At 61.8% G+C, this 17,842-nt stretch carries 20 protein-coding genes; 14 read left to right on the plus strand and 6 right to left on the minus strand.

Annotated elements, in window-relative coordinates:
* Nucleotides 1-39: 39 nt before the first annotated feature.
* The 3 genes from SIN04_RS03465 to SIN04_RS03475 form a co-directional block, all read right to left on the minus strand.
* A complete protein-coding gene (locus SIN04_RS03465; protein WP_134486180.1) occupies nt 40-957 on the minus strand; it encodes a LysR family transcriptional regulator in 918 nt (305 codons plus the stop codon).
* A 167-nt stretch (nt 958-1,124) separates the two neighbouring features.
* Nucleotides 1,125-1,553, minus strand: a complete 429-nt coding sequence (locus SIN04_RS03470; protein WP_134486182.1) for a cupin domain-containing protein — start codon at nt 1,551-1,553, stop codon at nt 1,125-1,127.
* Nucleotides 1,554-1,655: 102 nt separating this feature from the next.
* On the minus strand, nt 1,656-2,525 hold the full coding sequence (locus SIN04_RS03475; protein WP_134486184.1) for an aldo/keto reductase: 870 nt from the start codon (nt 2,523-2,525) through the stop codon (nt 1,656-1,658).
* A 411-nt stretch (nt 2,526-2,936) separates the two neighbouring features.
* On the opposite strand from SIN04_RS03475, the gene SIN04_RS03480 reads away from it, so the two are divergent.
* The 3 genes from SIN04_RS03480 to SIN04_RS03490 are packed head-to-tail and all read left to right on the plus strand — an operon-like array spanning nt 2,937 to nt 6,243.
* Nucleotides 2,937-3,806, plus strand: a complete 870-nt coding sequence (locus SIN04_RS03480) for a tetratricopeptide repeat protein (protein ID WP_341264213.1) — start codon at nt 2,937-2,939, stop codon at nt 3,804-3,806.
* Complete coding sequence (der, locus tag SIN04_RS03485) at nt 3,806-5,209, plus strand: ribosome biogenesis GTPase Der (protein WP_197731939.1); 1,404 nt, start codon at nt 3,806-3,808, stop codon at nt 5,207-5,209. The genes SIN04_RS03480 and der overlap by 1 nt, the downstream gene beginning before the upstream one ends.
* A 50-nt stretch (nt 5,210-5,259) precedes the next feature.
* Entirely contained in the window at nt 5,260-6,243 is a 984-nt protein-coding gene (locus tag SIN04_RS03490; protein ID WP_166795834.1) for a phosphotransferase family protein, read from the plus strand.
* A gap of 22 nt (nt 6,244-6,265) precedes the next feature.
* Here SIN04_RS03490 and SIN04_RS03495 read toward each other — a convergent pair whose 3' ends face one another.
* Nucleotides 6,266-7,246 (minus strand): hypothetical protein, encoded by a 981-nt coding sequence (locus SIN04_RS03495; protein WP_134486191.1) that lies wholly within the window; start codon nt 7,244-7,246, stop codon nt 6,266-6,268.
* Between the two features lie 155 nt (nt 7,247-7,401).
* Between SIN04_RS03495 and SIN04_RS03500 the strand changes: the two genes are divergently transcribed.
* From SIN04_RS03500 to SIN04_RS03525, 6 genes are all read left to right on the plus strand, one after another.
* A complete protein-coding gene (locus SIN04_RS03500) occupies nt 7,402-7,935 on the plus strand; it encodes a hypothetical protein (protein ID WP_341264214.1) in 534 nt (177 codons plus the stop codon).
* Between the two features lie 169 nt (nt 7,936-8,104).
* Nucleotides 8,105-9,016 carry a CDP-alcohol phosphatidyltransferase family protein gene (locus tag SIN04_RS03505; RefSeq protein ID WP_134492233.1) on the plus strand — a complete coding sequence of 304 codons (912 nt, stop codon included), beginning with the start codon at nt 8,105-8,107 and terminating at the stop codon, nt 9,014-9,016.
* Nucleotides 9,017-9,251: 235 nt separating this feature from the next.
* Nucleotides 9,252-9,470, plus strand: a complete 219-nt coding sequence (gene infA / locus SIN04_RS03510; protein WP_102844496.1) for a translation initiation factor IF-1 — start codon at nt 9,252-9,254, stop codon at nt 9,468-9,470.
* Between the two features lie 63 nt (nt 9,471-9,533).
* Nucleotides 9,534-10,232 carry a Maf-like protein gene (locus tag SIN04_RS03515; RefSeq protein ID WP_341264215.1) on the plus strand — a complete coding sequence of 233 codons (699 nt, stop codon included), beginning with the start codon at nt 9,534-9,536 and terminating at the stop codon, nt 10,230-10,232.
* Between the two features lie 22 nt (nt 10,233-10,254).
* Nucleotides 10,255-10,479, plus strand: coding sequence for a DNA gyrase inhibitor YacG (gene yacG, locus SIN04_RS03520; RefSeq protein ID WP_134486195.1), 225 nt, complete (start codon nt 10,255-10,257; stop codon nt 10,477-10,479).
* 53 nt (nt 10,480-10,532) lie between these two features.
* The gene (locus SIN04_RS03525) at nt 10,533-11,327 is read left to right on the plus strand and encodes a YdcF family protein (protein WP_134486197.1); all 795 of its coding nucleotides are present in this window, start codon (nt 10,533-10,535) and stop codon (nt 11,325-11,327) included.
* 7 nt (nt 11,328-11,334) lie between these two features.
* On the opposite strand, the gene SIN04_RS03530 is transcribed toward SIN04_RS03525, so the two are convergent.
* Nucleotides 11,335-12,024, minus strand: a complete 690-nt coding sequence (locus SIN04_RS03530; RefSeq protein WP_134486199.1) for a DUF599 domain-containing protein — start codon at nt 12,022-12,024, stop codon at nt 11,335-11,337.
* Between the two features lie 282 nt (nt 12,025-12,306).
* Between SIN04_RS03530 and SIN04_RS03535 the strand changes: the two genes are divergently transcribed.
* From SIN04_RS03535 to SIN04_RS03545, 3 genes are read left to right on the plus strand one after another with little or no spacing between them, the layout of a single operon-like run.
* A complete protein-coding gene (locus SIN04_RS03535; RefSeq protein WP_341264216.1) occupies nt 12,307-12,960 on the plus strand; it encodes a glutathione S-transferase family protein in 654 nt (217 codons plus the stop codon).
* Nucleotides 12,960-13,697 (plus strand): VWA domain-containing protein, encoded by a 738-nt coding sequence (locus SIN04_RS03540; protein WP_341264217.1) that lies wholly within the window; start codon nt 12,960-12,962, stop codon nt 13,695-13,697. The genes SIN04_RS03535 and SIN04_RS03540 overlap by 1 nt, the downstream gene beginning before the upstream one ends.
* Before the next feature lie 13 nt (nt 13,698-13,710).
* Entirely contained in the window at nt 13,711-14,451 is a 741-nt protein-coding gene (locus SIN04_RS03545; protein WP_341264218.1) for a DnaJ domain-containing protein, read from the plus strand.
* Nucleotides 14,452-14,520: 69 nt separating this feature from the next.
* On the opposite strand, the gene SIN04_RS03550 is transcribed toward SIN04_RS03545, so the two are convergent.
* The gene (locus SIN04_RS03550; protein WP_134486201.1) at nt 14,521-16,329 is read right to left on the minus strand and encodes a serine hydrolase; all 1,809 of its coding nucleotides are present in this window, start codon (nt 16,327-16,329) and stop codon (nt 14,521-14,523) included.
* A gap of 248 nt (nt 16,330-16,577) precedes the next feature.
* Between SIN04_RS03550 and SIN04_RS03555 the strand changes: the two genes are divergently transcribed.
* Together SIN04_RS03555 and clpS are read left to right on the plus strand one after the other, a co-directional pair.
* Nucleotides 16,578-16,919, plus strand: a complete 342-nt coding sequence (locus SIN04_RS03555; protein WP_134486202.1) for a phasin family protein — start codon at nt 16,578-16,580, stop codon at nt 16,917-16,919.
* Nucleotides 16,920-17,440: 521 nt separating this feature from the next.
* Nucleotides 17,441-17,842 carry an ATP-dependent Clp protease adapter ClpS gene (gene clpS / locus SIN04_RS03560; RefSeq protein WP_423135990.1) on the plus strand — a complete coding sequence of 134 codons (402 nt, stop codon included), beginning with the start codon at nt 17,441-17,443 and terminating at the stop codon, nt 17,840-17,842.

Here is a 17,842-nt window from a genome sequence, read left to right on the forward strand (position 1 = left end):
GCCAATGAAAAGCTTGGAATGCCTGATAGGCGCTTTCGATCAGATCCGCTTCATGGCGGCGTCGAATTCGGCGTCGAGGTCAATATCCTTTATCGCGGCGAGCAGCGCGCCGGCCATCGGCGACGGCGGGTCGCGGTCCGAAAGGACGAGGCCGATCGCCTGCGCATGGGCTGGCTCAATGAGATTGATCGCGGCAAGATCCGGCGTCTGGCCGAATACATAAAAAAAATTGTGCGGCACGATGCTCGACCATTCACCGTGACGCAGATGCGAGCAGACGCCGAGAAAGGAATTACTGACGACGGTGGGCCTTAACGTCACGCCGATCGAGGCGGCGACCTTATCCATGATACGGCGGTTCTGCATGTCTTCGCTGAGCAGGCAAAGCGGCTCGGCCGCGGCCTCGGCCCAGGTGACGGTGGCGCGAGCGGCAAACGGATGGAGACGATTGACCACGAAAACATAACGCTCGCGATAGAGCTGCGTCCGGCGCACGTTTTCGAGAGGCTCGTTGTCGAGATAGGTGACGCCGCCGTCGATCTCAAAAGCGTCGAGCGCGCGTTGGATTGCCCGTGAAGTCAGCGATTGAATTTCGACGCTCGCCTTCGGGTGCGCGGCGGAAAAACGCGCGGTGAGAAATGAGATCGCCGGCATCGCCGCCGGGATTACGCCAAGCCGCAGCACGCCCGTCAATCCGCGCCGCAGGCCGCTAAGATCGTCGCGCAGACTGTTGTAATCCGTCAGGATCTGGCGCCCCCAGACGAGGAGCTTCTCGCCCTCGGGCGTCAGACCGACGAAGCGGTGATTTCTGACGACAAGCCGGACGTCAAGGTCTTCTTCAAGCGTGCGGATCGCCGCTGAGAGCGTCGGCTGCGCGATATGGCAGACTTCCGCGGCCCGTGCGAAATGCCGCTCGCGAGCGAGGGTGACAAAATAGGATAGATGGCGAACCAACATGATCAGAGGCCGGACGGAGCTTCAGCTGTTCCCTCCAGACTATAGATGCGATTTGCCGGGATCCAAATTCGTTGCGCCATCATGCCACGCAACTCGTATCGTTCTTCGATTGATCGGGATGATGGGATAATGCCCGTCGCGCAAATCCAGCGGCTGGCGGATGAGCTTTACTTACTCTTGTCCTGGATAAAGCTTTCCGGCGTGCCGTCTTCCGGATTGACGAAGATGATGTCCTTGGGATCGCGTCTTGGCGTGTCGACCGAGAAGAACACGACCGGACCTTCGATGAGTTCGGGCATCGCGTGGATGATTCCGCGCTTGAAGAACAGCAATTGGCCGGGAGCGAAGACGCCCCCGTTGGCGGCGCTGCCCATCCAGTAGGTCCCTCTGCCGGAGAGCACGAAAAGGTATTCGTCGCAGGTCGCATGATAATGCGGCGGCGTGCCGCGATAGACCCTGAAAACGCGGGAGCTCGCCGCCGGCTCATAGGTCAGATAGGTGTCGAGCAGCATCGTTTCTGCGGCGTCGGGAAAGGATCGAGCGATGTCATGGAGATCGAAACTGGCGAAGTCGCGGCTCTGCGTTTGCTCGTTCATAGCGTTGATCTCCATCTCTGTTTTTGGGCCGCGCCCAATCGCGAAACCTCAAGCCATCCCAAGGCGCCGAGATAATCCAGCTTGCCGATTGGCGAGCCGCTGCTAGTTCGCGGCGGCCCTGCCTTGCTCGTCGAGCGTGCGGAATTCCTCATTGGTCAGAGAAATCGAAGCGGCTGCGACGTTTTCTTCGAGATGTTTGACGCTGCCGGTGCCGGGAATGGGAAGCATCACCGGGCTGCGCTTCAGCACCCACGCGAGAGCGATCTGACTCGGCGTCGCGCCCTTGCTCTTTGCGATGGAATCAAGGATCGAACCGGGCTTCGCCAGCGCCCCGGCGGCGAGCGGGAACCATGGAATGAAGCCGATCCCTGCTTTGGCGCAATGGTCGAGCACATCCTCGCTGGCGCGATCGACGAGGTTGAAGCGATTTTGCACGGAGACGACGGGGAAGAATTTTTGCGCGGCGCCGATGTCTTCGACGCCGACCTCACTGAGGCCGGCGTGCCGGATCAGCCCTTCATTTTGCATGTCCTTTATCACGCCGAACTGTTCGTCGCGTGGCACTTTCGGGTCGATGCGGTGCAGCTGCCAAAGATCGATCCTGTCGATTTTCAGTCGGCGCAAGCTCATAAGGACGCATTGGCGCAGATATTCCGGGCGCCCCAATGGCGCCCAAATATCCGGCCCGTGCCGGGTGAAGCCGCCTTTTGTCGCGATCAACAGGCCGGAATAGGGGTGGAGCGCCTCGGCGATCAACTCCTCGCTGACGAAGGGGCCATAGCTGTCGGCCGTGTCGATGAAGTTGACGCCAAGTTCGGGCAGCCGGCGCAGCGTGCGCAAGGCCTCGCTTCGGTCGGCTGGCTCCCCCCAGACGCCCTTGCCGACGATGCGCATGGCGCCGAAGCCTAAACGATGGATTTCGATGTCGCCAAGGACGAAACGGCCCGACGCCGCGGCGTTGCTAGGGGTCATGGACATGCTCCTCAAAAGCAGGGGGATGGATTGGCGGGACGAGAACGTCCTGTCGTGAAATGCAAAAAAAACCTGGAAAGCTGTTTTTGGGCGCTGCCGCGCGTCGCCCCAATATGGCGCCAGCAAGCCGAGAAGCAAGGCGAGACCGGCTCCCGGTTTATCACCGTCTTTTGAACGCGCCAAAACTCGGATCGCGCTCATGACCCCGAACCGTCTCGCACCACGTCGGGCGTTCTTCATGACGGGCGCTGGCCGCGTCGGGATCGCCGAAGCTCCAACGGAGCGGAGCGGGGCCTCGACGACACTGATCGCCAGTCGGTGCAAAGGATTGTCGCATTTCGTTCCGGCGCATGCTAGCTGAGGCGGTTCACGCCCGAAGACCGACCGTCAACGAAACGCCCAGAGACCGCCATGACCGATTTTTTCCGCGAAGTCGACGAAGACTACCGTCGCGACAGGCTTCTCCAGATCTGGACGAAATATCAGTCCTTATTCATTGCCGCGGCGGTTGTGATCGTCGCGGCGACGGCGGGCTGGCGCATTTATCAGCACTTCAGCACAAAGGCGGCCGAGGCGGCGGGCGCGCAATATGAAGCGGCGCTGCAGCTCTCCGTGGACGGCAAGTCAGCCGAGGCGCAGGCCGCTTTCGAGCAACTGGCCAGGACCGGGCCGAAGGGCTACGCGACGCTCGCGCGTCTTCGCGCCGCGGATGAGATCGCGGGCCGCGATCCCGCCGCGGCGGCGTCGGCCTTCGACGCTCTCGTCGCGGATGCGAATTATCCGCAGGCGTTCAAGGATATGGCGCAGACGCGTGCGGCGATCCTGCGCGTCGATAGCGACGACCCCAAGGCGTTCGAACAAAAATATGGCGCGCTGGCCGGAGCGAATTTCACCTATCGTGACACCATCCGCGAGCTTCTCGCGCTCGCCGCCTTCCGGCGGGAGGATCTCGATGGCGCAGGCCGCTGGCTCGACATGATCATCGCCGACCCGCGCGCGCCGTCGGCGTTGCGCCAGCGGGCGGAGGCGTTCCTCGGCCTCGTCCAGGCCGGCAAAGCGCCTCCGCCGCTCGCCCCTGCGGAGACGGCGCCGCCCTTGACCGCACCGCCGGCTGCTCCGGCCGCGACCGCCGCGCCGCCTGCAGCTGAGGCGCCTGAAAAAACGCCAGCCGCTCCGCCGGCCGCCGACGCCCCCGCCAGTGAAGCTGCGCCCGAAAAAGCCCCCGCCGATTCCGCTGCTCCCGCGGAAAATGCGCCGGCTGAACAAGCGCCGGCGAAATAATGTTCACGATCGCGATCATCGGACGCCCGAACGTCGGCAAATCGACCCTGTTCAACAGGCTCGTCGGCAAGAAGCTCGCGCTCGTCGATGATCGCCCCGGCGTGACGCGCGACCGGCGCGAGGGCGAGGCGAGGCTCGGCGATCTTTCCTTCAAGATCATCGATACCGCCGGCCTCGAGGAGGGCGACGAAGCGTCCTTGCCGGGGCGCATGCGCGCGCAGACCGAGATGGCGATCGAGCTCGCGGACGCCATTTTCTTCGTCTTCGATTCCCGCGCCGGTCTCACGCCCGACGATCGCTTCTTCGCCAATCTCGTGCGCCGCGCCGACAAACCCTTGATCCTCATCGCCAACAAGGCCGAGGGGCGGGCTGGCGAGGCCGGCGCGGTCGAAGGCTATGATCTCGGCCTTGGCGATCCGGTGCCGCTCTCGGCCGAACATGGCGAAGGCTTCTCCGAGCTTTACGCGGCAATCCGGGAGGCGCTCCCCGAGGAGACCGAATTGCCCGCTGACGAGGCCGATGAAGCGACGCGCCTCGTTCTCGGCGAGGACGAAGATGGCTCCGAACTCGACATTACAAAGCCGCTGCGCATCGCGATCATCGGCCGGCCGAACGCCGGCAAGTCAACCTTATTGAATACGATCATAGGGCAGGATCGGCTTCTGACCGGACCCGAGCCGGGGCTGACGCGCGATACGATCGGCATTGATTTCGAGTGGCGCGGCCGCAAGATCAAAATGTTCGACACCGCGGGCTTGCGCCGCCGCGCGAAAGTCGAGGACAAGCTCGAAAAACTGGCGGGTCACGACGCTCTGCGCGCCGCCAAATTCGCGGAAGTCGTGGTCCTGCTTCTTGATGCGACGATCCCATTCGAAAAGCAGGATCTGACGCTCGCCGATCTCGTCGAACGCGAGGGCAGGGCGCTTGTCATCGGCCTCAACAAATGGGACCTGATCGAGAACAAGGGCGCGAAGCTCTCTGAGCTGCGCGAGGAAGCGTTGCGGCTGCTGCCGCAGGTGAAGGGGGCGCCTGTGGTTCCGCTCGCGGGAGCGACCGGCGAAGGCATTGAAAATCTCATGCATTCGATCTTGCGGGTGCATGAAGTCTGGAACAAACGAATCTCCACCGCGCGGCTCAACCGCTGGCTTGCAAGCGCGCTGGAGAAAAGCCCGCCGCCGGCTGTTTCGGGACGCCGCATTAAAATCCGCTATATGACGCAACTTCGCGCGAGGCCGCCCTATTTCATTCTGTTCGGCAATCAGCTTGACGCATTGCCGGCGAGCTATGAACGATTCCTCGTCAACAGCCTGCGGCAGACCTTCGAGCTGCCGGGCGTGCCGATCCGCATGTCGAAAAAGACCAGCGACAATCCTTACGCCGGGCGCAAATCCAGGCAGCGTTAGGCGCAGACGAGAATGAAGGCTTAAGGAAATGGCGCGGCGGAGAACGCTCGTTGCGTGAGAAATGGAGCCGGACGCAAGCGATCCTCGAACCCCGCCGCTCCAGCGTCGAAGCGCTTGTCGGCAAGGCTTTTCCAGACGCTGAACTCACCAAGATAGAGAGCACGTTCGGCGGCCTCGCCAACACCAATTTCAAACTGCGCCTCCGCACCCCCACCGGCGATCGCGAGGCGCTGCTGCGCTACTGGCAGCGCGATCAGCAGCAGGCGGCCAAGGAAATCGCGCTTCTCGCGCGCGTCAGCGGCCGCGTGCCGGTTCCGGCCGTTCTCACAAGCGGCCGCGCTGATCCCGATTTCGGATTGCCCTATGCATTCCTGCAATGGATCGAGGGTGAGCAGTTGGAAATTGTTGCGGCGCGTCTTTTGCCGCGCGCTCTGATGGATGTCGGCCGTCATGTTGGCGAAACGCTGGCCGCCATCCATGCATTTCGCTTCGAGCAGCAAGGTTTTTTCGGACCTGATCTCGTCCCAACAGAGCCTCTCGATATGGATACGGCCGGATTGCTCACCTGGCTCGACCATTGTCTGCGCGAAGGGCCGGGCGGTGAGCGTCTTGGAGCCGATCTGACCGGGGCCTTGTTTGCTTTCGTCGCGCGGGAGGGCGCGGTTCTCGGCTCCCCCTGGGCGCGGCAGCCGGCGCTGACGCATTCCGATTTCAACGCTTCGAATATTCTCGTCCGAGAGGAGCCTTCCGGCTGGCGCGTCGCCGCCGTTCTCGACTGGGAATTTGCCTTCGCCGGGGGACCTTCTTTCGATTTCGGCAATCTCCTGCGTCCGCCCCTTGGCGACAACGCCGATTTCATCGCCGGCGTGCTGGAAGGCTATCGCGGCGCCGGCAAGGATCTGCCGGACGGCTGGCTTGAGGCTTCGCGGATGGCAGACCTGCTGTCCTGGGTCGATTTCGTATCGCAGCCTTATTGCGGACCGGCGGTCATTCAATCGGCGCGCTTGATGATCGGGCGCGTTATCGGGTCCTGACGAAGCTCAGGACCGCCAAAACTCACGGTCCGGTCAATATCACATATTTATGGAGGCCCGGGGCGTTGTCGGGAGATCTGATCTTTCCTTCGTCCTCGAAGAAATTGATGCTCCCCATGAACATGGATTTGACCGTCCCCATGATCCCGCTTTGGTAGTCGAGGATCGAGCCTTGCGGCCACGGATCGAAGAAAATGAACTGCTTGCCATCCTGACTGCAGCCGAACAGCGTGATGAAATGCGTATTGCTGCTCGGCTTGATCACGCCGTCCACCACGGTCAATTGCTCATTGTGGCCGACGAAAACCTGAACGAAATTCCCGTTCTTCAACTGCGTTCTTAGCTTTTGCGCGCCGGCGCGGACCGTGTCCGCCTTGAACTGAACTTCAGAGAGTTTCAAGGGGCTCGGCCGCTTATAATAAATGGTGGCGCCGCTGATGTAATGATGCTCGGCGTATCTTGCTCCAAAGGTCTGCAGGGCGCCGCCGCAATTCCACTTCTTCGGGTCGGGACCTGTGTTCTGTTTCAATGGATTGTCATTGAGCTCGTCCCAATCGCTTCTGGGGAGATCCTTGTTGTTTTTGGCGGCGAGCACGCGGTAGTAGGCGAGCAGATGATCGGCGTCCGAGCTCATCCCCAATATCTGCGCCAGCAGATCCGATTCGAAATTCGCGTGCTTTTTGACCTTGCCGATCGTCAGCCGCAATGTTTCATCGGCGCGATAGGCGACCCCAAACGAAAGAGAGTCATAAGACGCGATAATGTAAGCGATGCGCTCATCGACGTTCTTCGCCAGGATTTCCACGACGAAGTCGATGACGCCATGCCTGTTGTCTTTATGGGTCACGATCTTGACGCTGGGCGAGGAAGTCAGCGTGATATTCTTGTCGGCTCTGTCATATTTGCACTTCAGCGCGATTTTCTTGCCGGCGCCGGACGCGTTGGGGGTCGAGTCGACGCAAAGTTCGGTCAGGGCTCTTCCCCTCGGCGTTTGAAATTCCATGCTTCGCCCCTATGCTGATTTGCGCCGCTCTTCGGCGGTCATCCCATGACCGCGGCTAGGAATGTTCTGGAAAACGGAGCTTAGTCGTTTGCCCGGCGTGCGACTGTGCCCGTGCGCACCCACCCTGCGCTCCGCTCTGACGAGATGGATGGTCAATGATGTCACCGCGCGAATCGACCAGGGCGCATGGCTTGCGCCGGTTTCTGCTGCTCGGCGCCGAAGCGCTGATCATTTTCTATCTGACGCTCGACGCGCTTGTCGCGCCGGTCTTTCGTCCGCTGATCCGTTGGCTGGCGAAACTGCGTTTCGTCATCAGGCTCGAGCATCTCGTCGCAGAGTTGCCGCCCTATGGCATTCTGGCGCTGCTCGCCATTCCCTTCGCGCTTGCCGAACCAGCCAAGGTCTATGCGCTCTTCCTGTTCGCCACCGGACATGAACTGGTCGGGATCACCGTTTTTGTGCTCGCCTATTTCGTCAGCTTCGTCGTCGTGGAGCGCGTATACAGCGCGGGCAGGGACAAGCTCCGGACGATCGGCTGGTTCGCCCGGCTCATGGATTGGCTTTTCGCTTTTCGCGATCGCCTCATCGCATGGGCGAAATCGACCGAGGCCTGGGCTTTCTTTCTGAGGGTCAAGCGGCGCGGCGCGGATATTTTGCGGCGATTGCGCCTGCGGTTCGGGCTCGGTTAGAACGCGATCGGAGAGCGCCCCTTTTGAGCTTAGACGTAGCGCAGGCGATGGCTTGGGCGAACGTCAGGCGCTCGCCGCCCTGTCGCCGTCCGCGCCCTAAAGACGAACGGCCCGTGGCGGAGCTGCGGCGCGCTTGCGGCTTCCCTGTGGCGCGCCTATGTTGCCGGCCATGAAGGGCACCTCTGTGAACAATGGCGCGCCAGATTCTCGCCACGCCGCGGGCGGTGCATCGAGATGGACGCGCGCCGACGATGCGAGCGAGTTCGACGCGTTCGATCCGCCTCCGCCCCCAAAGCGGCTCTTTCGCGCGGTTCCGATGCGCGTCATTCTGCCCAATCTCGTCACCCTGCTCGCCCTTTGCATGGGTCTCACGGCGATCCGCTTCGCAATCGAAGGGCAATTCGAGATCGCCGTGCTCGCCGTGATCATCGCCGCCGTCCTTGATGGGCTCGACGGACGCATCGCGCGGGCGCTGCGCGGCGCGACGCGTTTTGGCGCGGAGCTCGATTCGCTCGCCGATTTTGTCGATTTTGGCGTCGCTCCCGCGCTGATCCTTTATTTTTGGGGTTTGCACGAGATCAAAAGCCTTGGCTGGTTTGCCGCGCTCGTTTTCGCCATCGCGGCGGCTTTGCGGCTCGCAAGGTTCAACGTCATGATCGAGGATCCGAACCGTCCGGCCTGGCATGCGCATTTCTTTACCGGCATGCCGGCGCCCGCGGGAGCGATCGTTGGCCTGCTGCCGCTCTACCTCAATCTTTCCATTCTGGGCGCGCCGAACGGGCGCTTCATGGTTTCGATCTATATTGTTTATGTGTTGCTCGTGGCGCTCCTGATGGCGAGCCGGATTCCGCATTTTTCCGGCAAGAAGATCGGTCGCGTGCCCCGCGAATATGTCATCGTCGTGCTGTTCGGCATCGTCGTCAGCCTGCTTCTGCTCGCGACTTTCCCGATGGAGATGCTGATTTTCCTGTCTGTGCTCTATCTGGCGACGATTCCCCTCGCAATCCGCCGGTTCAGGGCCTATGAGACGGGGGAAACCGAAAAGCTTAAGACCGCGTCCGAGCCCTCCCATCATTTGTGAGGCTTTTTGCCGCGGCGGAATAAACGCGCCTGTTCACAAATGTCTGGTTCTCGATTAGGGTCCCGGCCAATTGTCTCCGCCGGATTCCGGAAGGGTCTTGCAAAACCTTGCCGGGGTTTGCGCACGCCGGCGCCGGCATTGCGCGACCTTGCGGGAGCACTCACCTTTTCGGCGCCGGCCCGCCTCGTAGTCAAAGAGGCGCGCGGGAGATCGCCGTTCAAATACAAGGACCCAGATGTCGAAAGAAGAATTGCTTGAATTTCCAGGAGTCGTCGTCGAACTGCTGCCGAATGCGACATTTCGGGTTCAGCTCGAAAACGAGCATGAGATCATCGCCCACACGGCCGGCAAAATGCGCAAGAACCGGATTCGTGTTCTCACGGGCGACAAGGTCCTCGTCGAAATGACGCCCTACGACCTGTCCAAGGGTCGCATCACCTACCGCTTCAAGTGAGCCGATCCCGGATGATGGTGAGACTTCAGGACGAGGCGCGCAAGATCGCCCGGATTCGCCTCGATGACCGCCGAAGATAAGGTTTTGCGTAACGAGGCGCCGCATGGCCAGCCTCCGGATCGCCAGCTTCCGAATGGCCCAACCTGGCGCCCAAGGCTCGTTCTGGCGTCGGCGTCGCCGCGCCGCCTGGAGCTGCTGCAGCAGATCGGCGTCGAGCCTGACGCCTTGCTTCCCTGCGACCTCGACGAAACCCCAGGCAAAAATGAGTTGCCGCGCACCCTTGCGAGCCGCCTCGCCAGAGAGAAGGCGCACGCCGCCGCCAAGATCGCAGCGGCAAAGCCTGAGCTCGCCGATAGCTATATCATCGGGGCGGATACGGTGGTCAGCGTAGGACGTCGCATTTTGCCCAAATGCGAGATTGTGGCGGAGGCGGCGCAGTGCCTGCGGCTACTGTCCGGCCGCGCGCATCGCGTGCATACGGCAATCTACCTCGTGACGCCGAAGGGACGCGAGCGCCACAAGCTGGTCGAGACGCGGCTGCGCTTCAAGCGCCTGTCGTCGAGCGAGATAGAGGCTTATCTTGGCTCCGGCGAATGGCGCGGCAAGGCGGGCGGCTATGCGATCCAGGGTCTTGCCGGAGCGTTTGCGTTGAAGCTCATCGGCTCTTATTCTTCTGTCGTCGGCCTGCCGCTCTACGAGACAATGTCGCTGCTCGTCGGCGAGGGCTATCCAGCCCATGTCGCCTGGCTCAATCGCGTCTGAGCGCATGATGACCGGAACCGCCATGGCTGATCGCAAAGCTCAGGACGCTGCTCAAGAATCCCCGCCCGCGGCCTCAACGCGGCGATGCCCGATCTGCGGCAAGCCCGCCGTCCTCGAGATGCGGCCTTTTTGCTCGAAGCGCTGCGCCGACGTCGATCTGCACCGCTGGCTCGGCGGCGTCTACGCCATCCCGGCAAAGGAATCCGACGAGGAGCCGACGCCGCCCGAGGGCAAAGATGGCGAGTAGCTCGAAAACGCGGAGATCACTGACGCCGCTGGCGGCGTCTTAAAGCGCCGCCCATGTTCTTTGCTCTCTCCAAAATCTTTTGGCTGATCGCCGAACCGCTCACATTTCTCCTTATTCTTCTTTGTATCGGCGTCGCTCTGCAATTTACCCGCCGGGCGCGGTTAGGGCGGCGGTGGACCGCCGCGACGACGCTGGCGCTGGCCGTGCTGTTGCTGACGCCGCTCAGCGCGGCGCTGCTGCTGCCGCTCGAGAATCGGTTTCCGGCGCCTCCCGCCGATCTCGCGCCGCCAACGGGCATCATCGTTCTCGGAGGCGCGCTACAGCAGCGCAAGAGCGAATCGCGCGGACAGGTGATCTTTTCCGAAGATGGCGCGCGACTCATCGCCGGGCTCGAACTGGCGCGACGCTATCCGCAGGCTCGCCTCATCTACTCTGGCGGGTCCGGCGATCTCCTGGACCAAAGTTCGGCGGAGACGGTCGGCGCGCGAAAATTCTGGCTTGCCCTTGGCGGGCCAGCCGACAGGATGAGTTTTGAATCAAGATCCCGCAATACCTGGGAAAACGCCCTGTTCACGCGCGATCTTTTGCAGCCGAAGCCGGGCGAGACATGGCTGCTCGTGACGTCGGCCTGGCACATGCCCCGCTCGATGGGCATTTTTCGGCGTCTTGGCTTCGACGTGATCGCCTATCCCGTCGCCTATCGCACCTTCGGCGATGCGCGGGACTGGTCCTGGTTCGCTTCGGCCTCGGATCGCATCCCCATGCTCGATCTCAGCGTTCGTGAATGGATCGGGCTTCTCGCCTATCGTCTGACCGGCAAGACCGGCGCCCTGTTTCCAGCGCCATGAAGGACGCTTATGACGGCTCGTGTGTCAGCGAGGCCCGGGCGGCCGAGAAAAACTGGCGGCGCATGACGATAATAAAAATCGCGGCGGTGGTCGTCATCAGCACGTAAGGACTGACGAACCAGCCTACATAGGCGAAGGCGAAGTAGAAGCTGCGCAGCCCTTTGGCGAAGTGAAGTCCGGCGTCGATGGTCATAAAGCCCGCGCGCTTTGAGGCTTTTTCCCGAGCTTCCGCATCGGGGGATTCGGGGCCGGGCGTCGCGCCAAGAAGGATCGCCGCATAGATGAAGAGGCGGTAGGCCCAGGCGAATTTGAAGAAAGAATAGCCAAAGAGAAGGGCGAGGCCGAGCACCTTGAGCTCCCAGGTTCCCCTCGTCACCGTCAATCCGAACGGCAGGTCGCCGAATACTTTGAGCACGTCATCGGTCGCCCGCATCGAGGCCGCCGCGCCGCCGAGCAGGATCAGCGACGTCGAGGCGAAAAATGCGGCGCCGTTCTGCAAGCTCGACATAATGCTGGCGTCCGCGATGCGCGAATCGCGCGTGCTCATCGATCGCATCCACCCCATCCGATGCTCATTCATCAGCACCGAGAGGCTGCGCAAGCGGCCAAGGCCGTGTTCGTTGACGAAGCGATAGAGGACCCAGACGCCAAGAAAGAATGCAAGACCGATGCTGTCTGCTATTGAAAGATCGAGCATGTTTCCTCGCGGCGGCGATGGTTCATTTGATGGTTCATCCGTGAAAAGCGTTTTGAAGCGCGCACAATTCCAGCATATCAATCTTCGCCGCGCTCGCATTCTTTCAAATCGCAGTCTCCAACGAAAGCGGCGCGCCAGAGCATGGGCCGGTCAGATTGGTTCAATCCGGCCGGCTGGAATATGCTCAGGCAAAGTTAGAGCCTTTTGCAATCGGCCAAATGACTCATTCGATCGGAACGCCTCCGAAACGCGCCATTCTCATTCCAAAGATGCTGCCCGACCGTGACCTATACTCTTATCATCGCCAATAAAGCATATTCCTCATGGTCGCTGAGGCCGTGGCTTCTCATGCGGCATTTCGACATCGCCTTCGATGAAGTCGTCGTGCCGCTCGGCCGTGCCGAGACTCGTGCGGAGATTTTGCGTTATTCGCCGGCGGCGAGGTGCCCGGTTTTGCGCGACGGCGACCGAACCGTCTGGGATTCGCTCGCGATCATTGAATATGTCGCCGAAGCCTTCCCCGATCTCGCGATCTGGCCGCGTGACCCGGCGGCGCGCGCGCGGGCGCGCGCCCTCAGCGCCGAGATGCATTCAGGGTTCATGGCGCTTCGATCGCATTTGCCGACGAATTTTCGCCGGCCGGTGCGCGAACGGCCGCTGACGCCGGAAGCGGCGGCCGACGTCGCCCGGATCGAGGAGGCTTTTTCTTCGGCGCGGGAGGAGTTTGGCGCGGGAGGGACGTTTCTGTTTGGCGAGTTCTCGGCTGCCGACGCGATGTTTGCGCCGGTCGTCAACCGCCTCCATATATATGCGGTCGCGGTGGCGCCCCAAACGCGCGCCTATATGGACGCGGTCATGGCGCTTCCGGCCTGGGGGGACTGGCGCGAGGGCGCCTTTGCGGAACCCTGGACAATTGAAAAATACGAAATAGTCTAATGCGCGCAGATTGCGAGGAGCCTTTGCATCCCTCAAGGGACGGCCGCGCCGTCGTTGGACCAAAATCCAACTCCAGCGCCGAGATTGATCAGTTTCTCAGCGCGGCCAGGGAGCGCCCTCCCGCCGTGTCCGGACACGGCCGGCTGATCTTCGCGCTCGACGCGACGATGAGCCGCCAGCCTACGTGGGATCTGGCGCAAAGCCTTCAAAGCCGGATGTTCGTGACGGCGGCGTCTCATGGCGGGCTTGACGTGCAACTCGTTTACTATCGTGGATTTGGCGAGTGCAAGGCCTCGCGCTTCTTCAACGGCGGCAAGGATCTCGCCGCGCTGATGGCGAAGATCTCGGTGGCGGCGGGCGCCACCCAGATCGCGAGGGTGCTGCGCCATACGCTGGATGAGGCGCAGCGCCTGCCGGTCCAGGCCCTGGTTTTCATCGGCGACGCGCTGGAGGAGCCGGTCGACGAAATCGCCGATCTTGCCGGGCGGGCCGGGCTTCTCGGCGTCAAGGCCTTTGTGTTTCAGGAAGGGCGCGATAGAGCCGCCGAACAGGCCTTCCGCCAGATCGCCTTGCTGACAGGCGGCGCCTATGCCACATTTGACGCTGGCGCTTCGCAGCGGCTCGAGGCGCTTCTCTCGGCGGTGGCGGCCTATGCGGCGGGCGGTCGTCAGGCTTTGGAGCTGGAAGCCCGGTCTCGCGGCGCCGCAGCCGATCTTTTGTTGGCGCAAATGCGCTGAGTGGCGACGCTTGATGGTTTATCTTCTGGTCGGTTTCTTGATTTTCTGGCTTTCGATGGCCGGGCTGCGCGCTTTTACGCGCGCGAGCCCGGCGGCGCTTGCCTATGTCATCAGGCGGGGGGCCGGCGCCGCGGCGCTGATCGTCGCGGGATTCCTCGTGTTGCGCGGGGGCTTTGCCGTTGCGATGGGCTTTGCCGGACTGGGCTTCTGGCTTTTGAATTCGAGCAGGCAGCCGTTATCGCGCTTGTTCAGATGGCGGGCGATGGGGGCCGCAGCGCCGGCCGGCGGGCGGGCCGGCCGCGTGTCCTGCGTCCGATCAGCGATGATCGAAATGGAGCTCGATCACGAGACCGGCAAGATGCGCGGCGTCATTCTCGCTGGTCCGGACGAAGGCAAGGAGCTAGACGCGCTGACGCGCCCGCAATGCGAGGTCGTTTACGATCTTTGCCGTCGAGATGATCCGGAGGGCGCCCGACTTCTGGAGGCTTATCTCGATCGCCGCTTTGCCGGCTGGCGTCCGGCAGGCGAGACTCAAAGAGACTCGTGGCGCAGTGAGGCGCGACGACGTTCCGGCGCTATGTCCCAGGATGAAGCGTATGAAGTTCTGGGGCTTCAAAAAGGCGCGTCGCGCGAAGAAGTCGTTCGCTCGCACCGTTCCCTGATAAAAAAGCTTCATCCAGATCATGGCGGGACGACGGACTTGGCGGCCCGTGTGAACGAAGCGAAGGAAGTCTTGATGCGGCGTCATCCGTAGCGTCCAGTTTTGCGCAGCGGTCAAGCGAATCGGCGCGCGCGGTCATGATCTATATTTGCCGCCAATCCCTTAGTTTTTCGTTGCGAAGCAGGAAAATCCCGTTCGCTTCAACGTCTTGCAGGCAAGTTCGGCGCTGTCCGCCTCAAGGCCGGCAAAACGCGCCCGATAAAGCGTTTCCGAACCCTTTTGCACCTTTTCGGTGAAGGGCTGCGCGCTGCTCAGAGTCTTGCGTCCATCGGCCTTGGCTTTGACGAGCAGCGCGTTGGCCTTGGCGATGTCATCTGTCGCGCCGATCTGAATCATCCATCCGGTGCGGGCCGCGGCGGGACGGCGCGCTTCCTCCGGGGCTTTCTCGGCGGCTTTGAGTTTTTCGGAAGGGGCGGTCTCGACGCTGAGGGCCGCTGTCCTGTCGTTGGGTTTCTCGAATTTGCGGTCTTTGGCGGGAGCTGGGCCTGTGACCCAGCGCAGGGTCGAAGGGGTGGCGCTAGGCGGCGCGAAATACGCCGCATGAATGGTCGAACCGTCGAGCGCGGCGGCTTTGGCGGCCCAATCTTTCGCTGCGGGCCGGGCCTCCGCCGCTGACTGTCTGACCGCGCCCGAGACATAGGCCGGCCGCGGCTTCTCGACCGGAACTTCCGGGCTGATCGAGGCGACGCGGATCGGATCAATCGCCCGCGCCGGCTTTGGCGCGATCGCCGACAAGGCAAGCTTCGAACTCGCGCTCGCGGCCGCCGCTGCCTCCGGCTCAATATAGGCCAGGGCGGCCTTTGGCGCCTGCTGGGGCCGCTGCTGCGCTTCTTGCGGCGCCGGCGCGCGGAGCGTTGGCAGATCGGGCCGCGCCGCTTCCGTTTCTTGCGGCCGAGGCGGCAAATCGGAAAGAACGGAGGCGGTTCGGACCGTCTTCCCATGATCGATCTGATCTTCGATCAAATCGGCCATGATCCGATCGCGTGAGGGCGCGCTGACGCCGCCCATGACGACGGCGACGATATAGTGACCGTCGCGCTTGACGGAGGTCAGAAGATTGAAGCCGGACGCGCGCGTGTAGCCGGTCTTGATGCCATCCATTCCCTCCACGCGGTCCATCAGATGGTTGTGGTTCATGATCGTCGCGCCGGCGTAGTAGAACGCCCGGGTCGAGAAATAATGATAGTAGCGGGGGAAACGCTCCTGCACCGCGCGGCCGAGAATGGAAAGGTCGCGCGCCGTCGTGATCTGCGCGTCGTCGGGAAGCCCCGAGGCGTTGACGTAACGCGTGTGGCTCATGCCCAACTCATGAGCTTTGCGGGTCATCATTTCAGCGAAATGGTCTTCGTCGCCGCCGATGGCCTCGGCGATGGCGACAGCCATATCGTTCGCCGAACGTGTGACCACCGCCTTGATCGCGTCTTCAACCGTGATTGTCCGGCCGGGCCGCAAACCAAGCTTGGTCGGCTTTTGCGCCGCGGCATGGGCGGAGACGCGCAACTCGCTGTCCAGCCTCAGCCGTCCCTGTTCGAGCTGCTCGAACAGAAGATAAAGCGTCATTACTTTTGTGATCGAGGCGGGATGGCGCGGCTCGTCATCATTGCGGGCGTAAAGGGTCTCGCCGCTGTTGCCGTCGACGACGATCGCCGCGAAATTCCGGCTCGGCGCAAAAGTCCGCACGCGCATGTAGCGCACGGAATGGCGGGAATGGCTCTCGCGGGCGAAATGCCTTGGAAAATGTCTCGCGGCATGGTGGACATGCGGCCGATGACGCGCCTCGGCGGGCGACGCGGTCAGGCCCGTCACGGCGACGCTGGTCGCAAGGACGCACGACGCCGCCATCGCCATCGAGAGGGTGGATAGAGCGTCGCCTTTCATCATGCGGCGAACTGTCGCACCAAGCGTCAACATTTTTAGCGTCCCCAGCCATTTACGCAGCGTGATTTCCCCTTGGACGCTAATTCCCCTCGGTTACTGCTTGGTTAAGAGAGCAGTTTCAACCGGCCCGTTTCCCTTAACGGATGAGAATGGTGCAGTGCAATATAAACTTGACGTGATTTGTGCGCCGCACTATAAAAAATGGCGTGAGCATTTAACGCTCATAGTCAGCCGCCTCGAGCTAGGGAGAGTCGGCGCAAGCTCGACCAAGGGAAATCAACATGGCAAATACGTTGGAAGACTTCCAGAAATTCGGCAAAGCGCAGTTCGAGTCGGCGACCTCCTCTTCTTCCTCTTTCGTGAAGGGGCTGCAGTCCATCGCGGCTGAAACGACGGATTATTCAAAGAAGACGCTGGAGAACGGATCCGCTTTCCTCGAGAAACTGCTTGGCGTCAAATCGCTCGACGCCGCGATTCAGCTTCAAACCGAATACGCCAAGACCTCCTATGCCGATTTTGTCGCCGAAGCGACAAAGCTCGGGGAGCTTTATTCCGCCCTCGCCAAGGAAGCGTTCAAGCCGATCGAGCTCGCGATCGCCAAGGTGCAGGCGGCGAAGGAATAACTCTCTGCCGATTGCTCCTGCGTTGCCTCGACCGCCGGCGCCGGATCATCCGGCTCCCAGGCGTTGGAGCAACGCTCGAGCTCCGGGCCTGACTTATGCTCAGGAGCGCGCTCCTTGACGATGAAGCCGAGCTTCGCGCGGGAGCCGCCAGCCCAGGCGGCTCGATGCGCATCCTTCATTCGGCTCAGCAACCATCACGCTTACAGCCCGGCTTTTGCCGGGCTTTTTGTTGTGCCCATGTCCGATGGCGCGCGCCAGCGCGCCGGTCTTGCGGCCCGCGGCGCGATTTTTGCCTAAAATTTTCTGTGACGATGGCATTTCGAACTGGAGCGAGCCTTACGCGTTGGCCGAAACGCAGTTCACTGCGGCCAATTCTCTCTTGCTCGAAAGCCGCGCGCGTTGTTCACTGGAGTTTGGCAAGCAGCGTACCTATTTGGGTTGAACGAACATTGGCTAGGACGGGGATTGGGGTGACGGACGGACTTCTTGCACGATCGTTTCCTCGAATGGAGCGGCCAGCTTTGACGCAACCGTGCGCTCGTCTTAGGGGCACTCATGCGAATGGCGTCGACGCGCCGATCTTTGCTGCAAAAGACCCGCAAAAAGGCGGAGAGGGGGGCGGCCCGGGCTCAGGAACAGCGGTCATTACCCGGACCAAAACGCAGACGCGCCGGCCGAATATGTACCGGGTCCTGCTTCTGAATGACGACTATACGCCGATGGAATTCGTCGTCGCCGTCTTGAAGAAATATTTCAACAAGGGCCCGGAAGAAGCCACGCGCATCATGCTCCATGTCCATCAGCATGGCGTCGGAGAATGCGGCGTATTCACCTACGAAATCGCCGAGACCAAAGTAACGCAGGTTATGGATTACGCCCGCAAGCACCAGCACCCCCTGCAGTGCATCATGGAAAAGAAATGA

The sequence above is a fragment of the Methylocella tundrae genome, assembly GCF_038024855.1.
GTDB lineage: Bacteria > Pseudomonadota > Alphaproteobacteria > Rhizobiales > Beijerinckiaceae > Methylocapsa > Methylocapsa tundrae.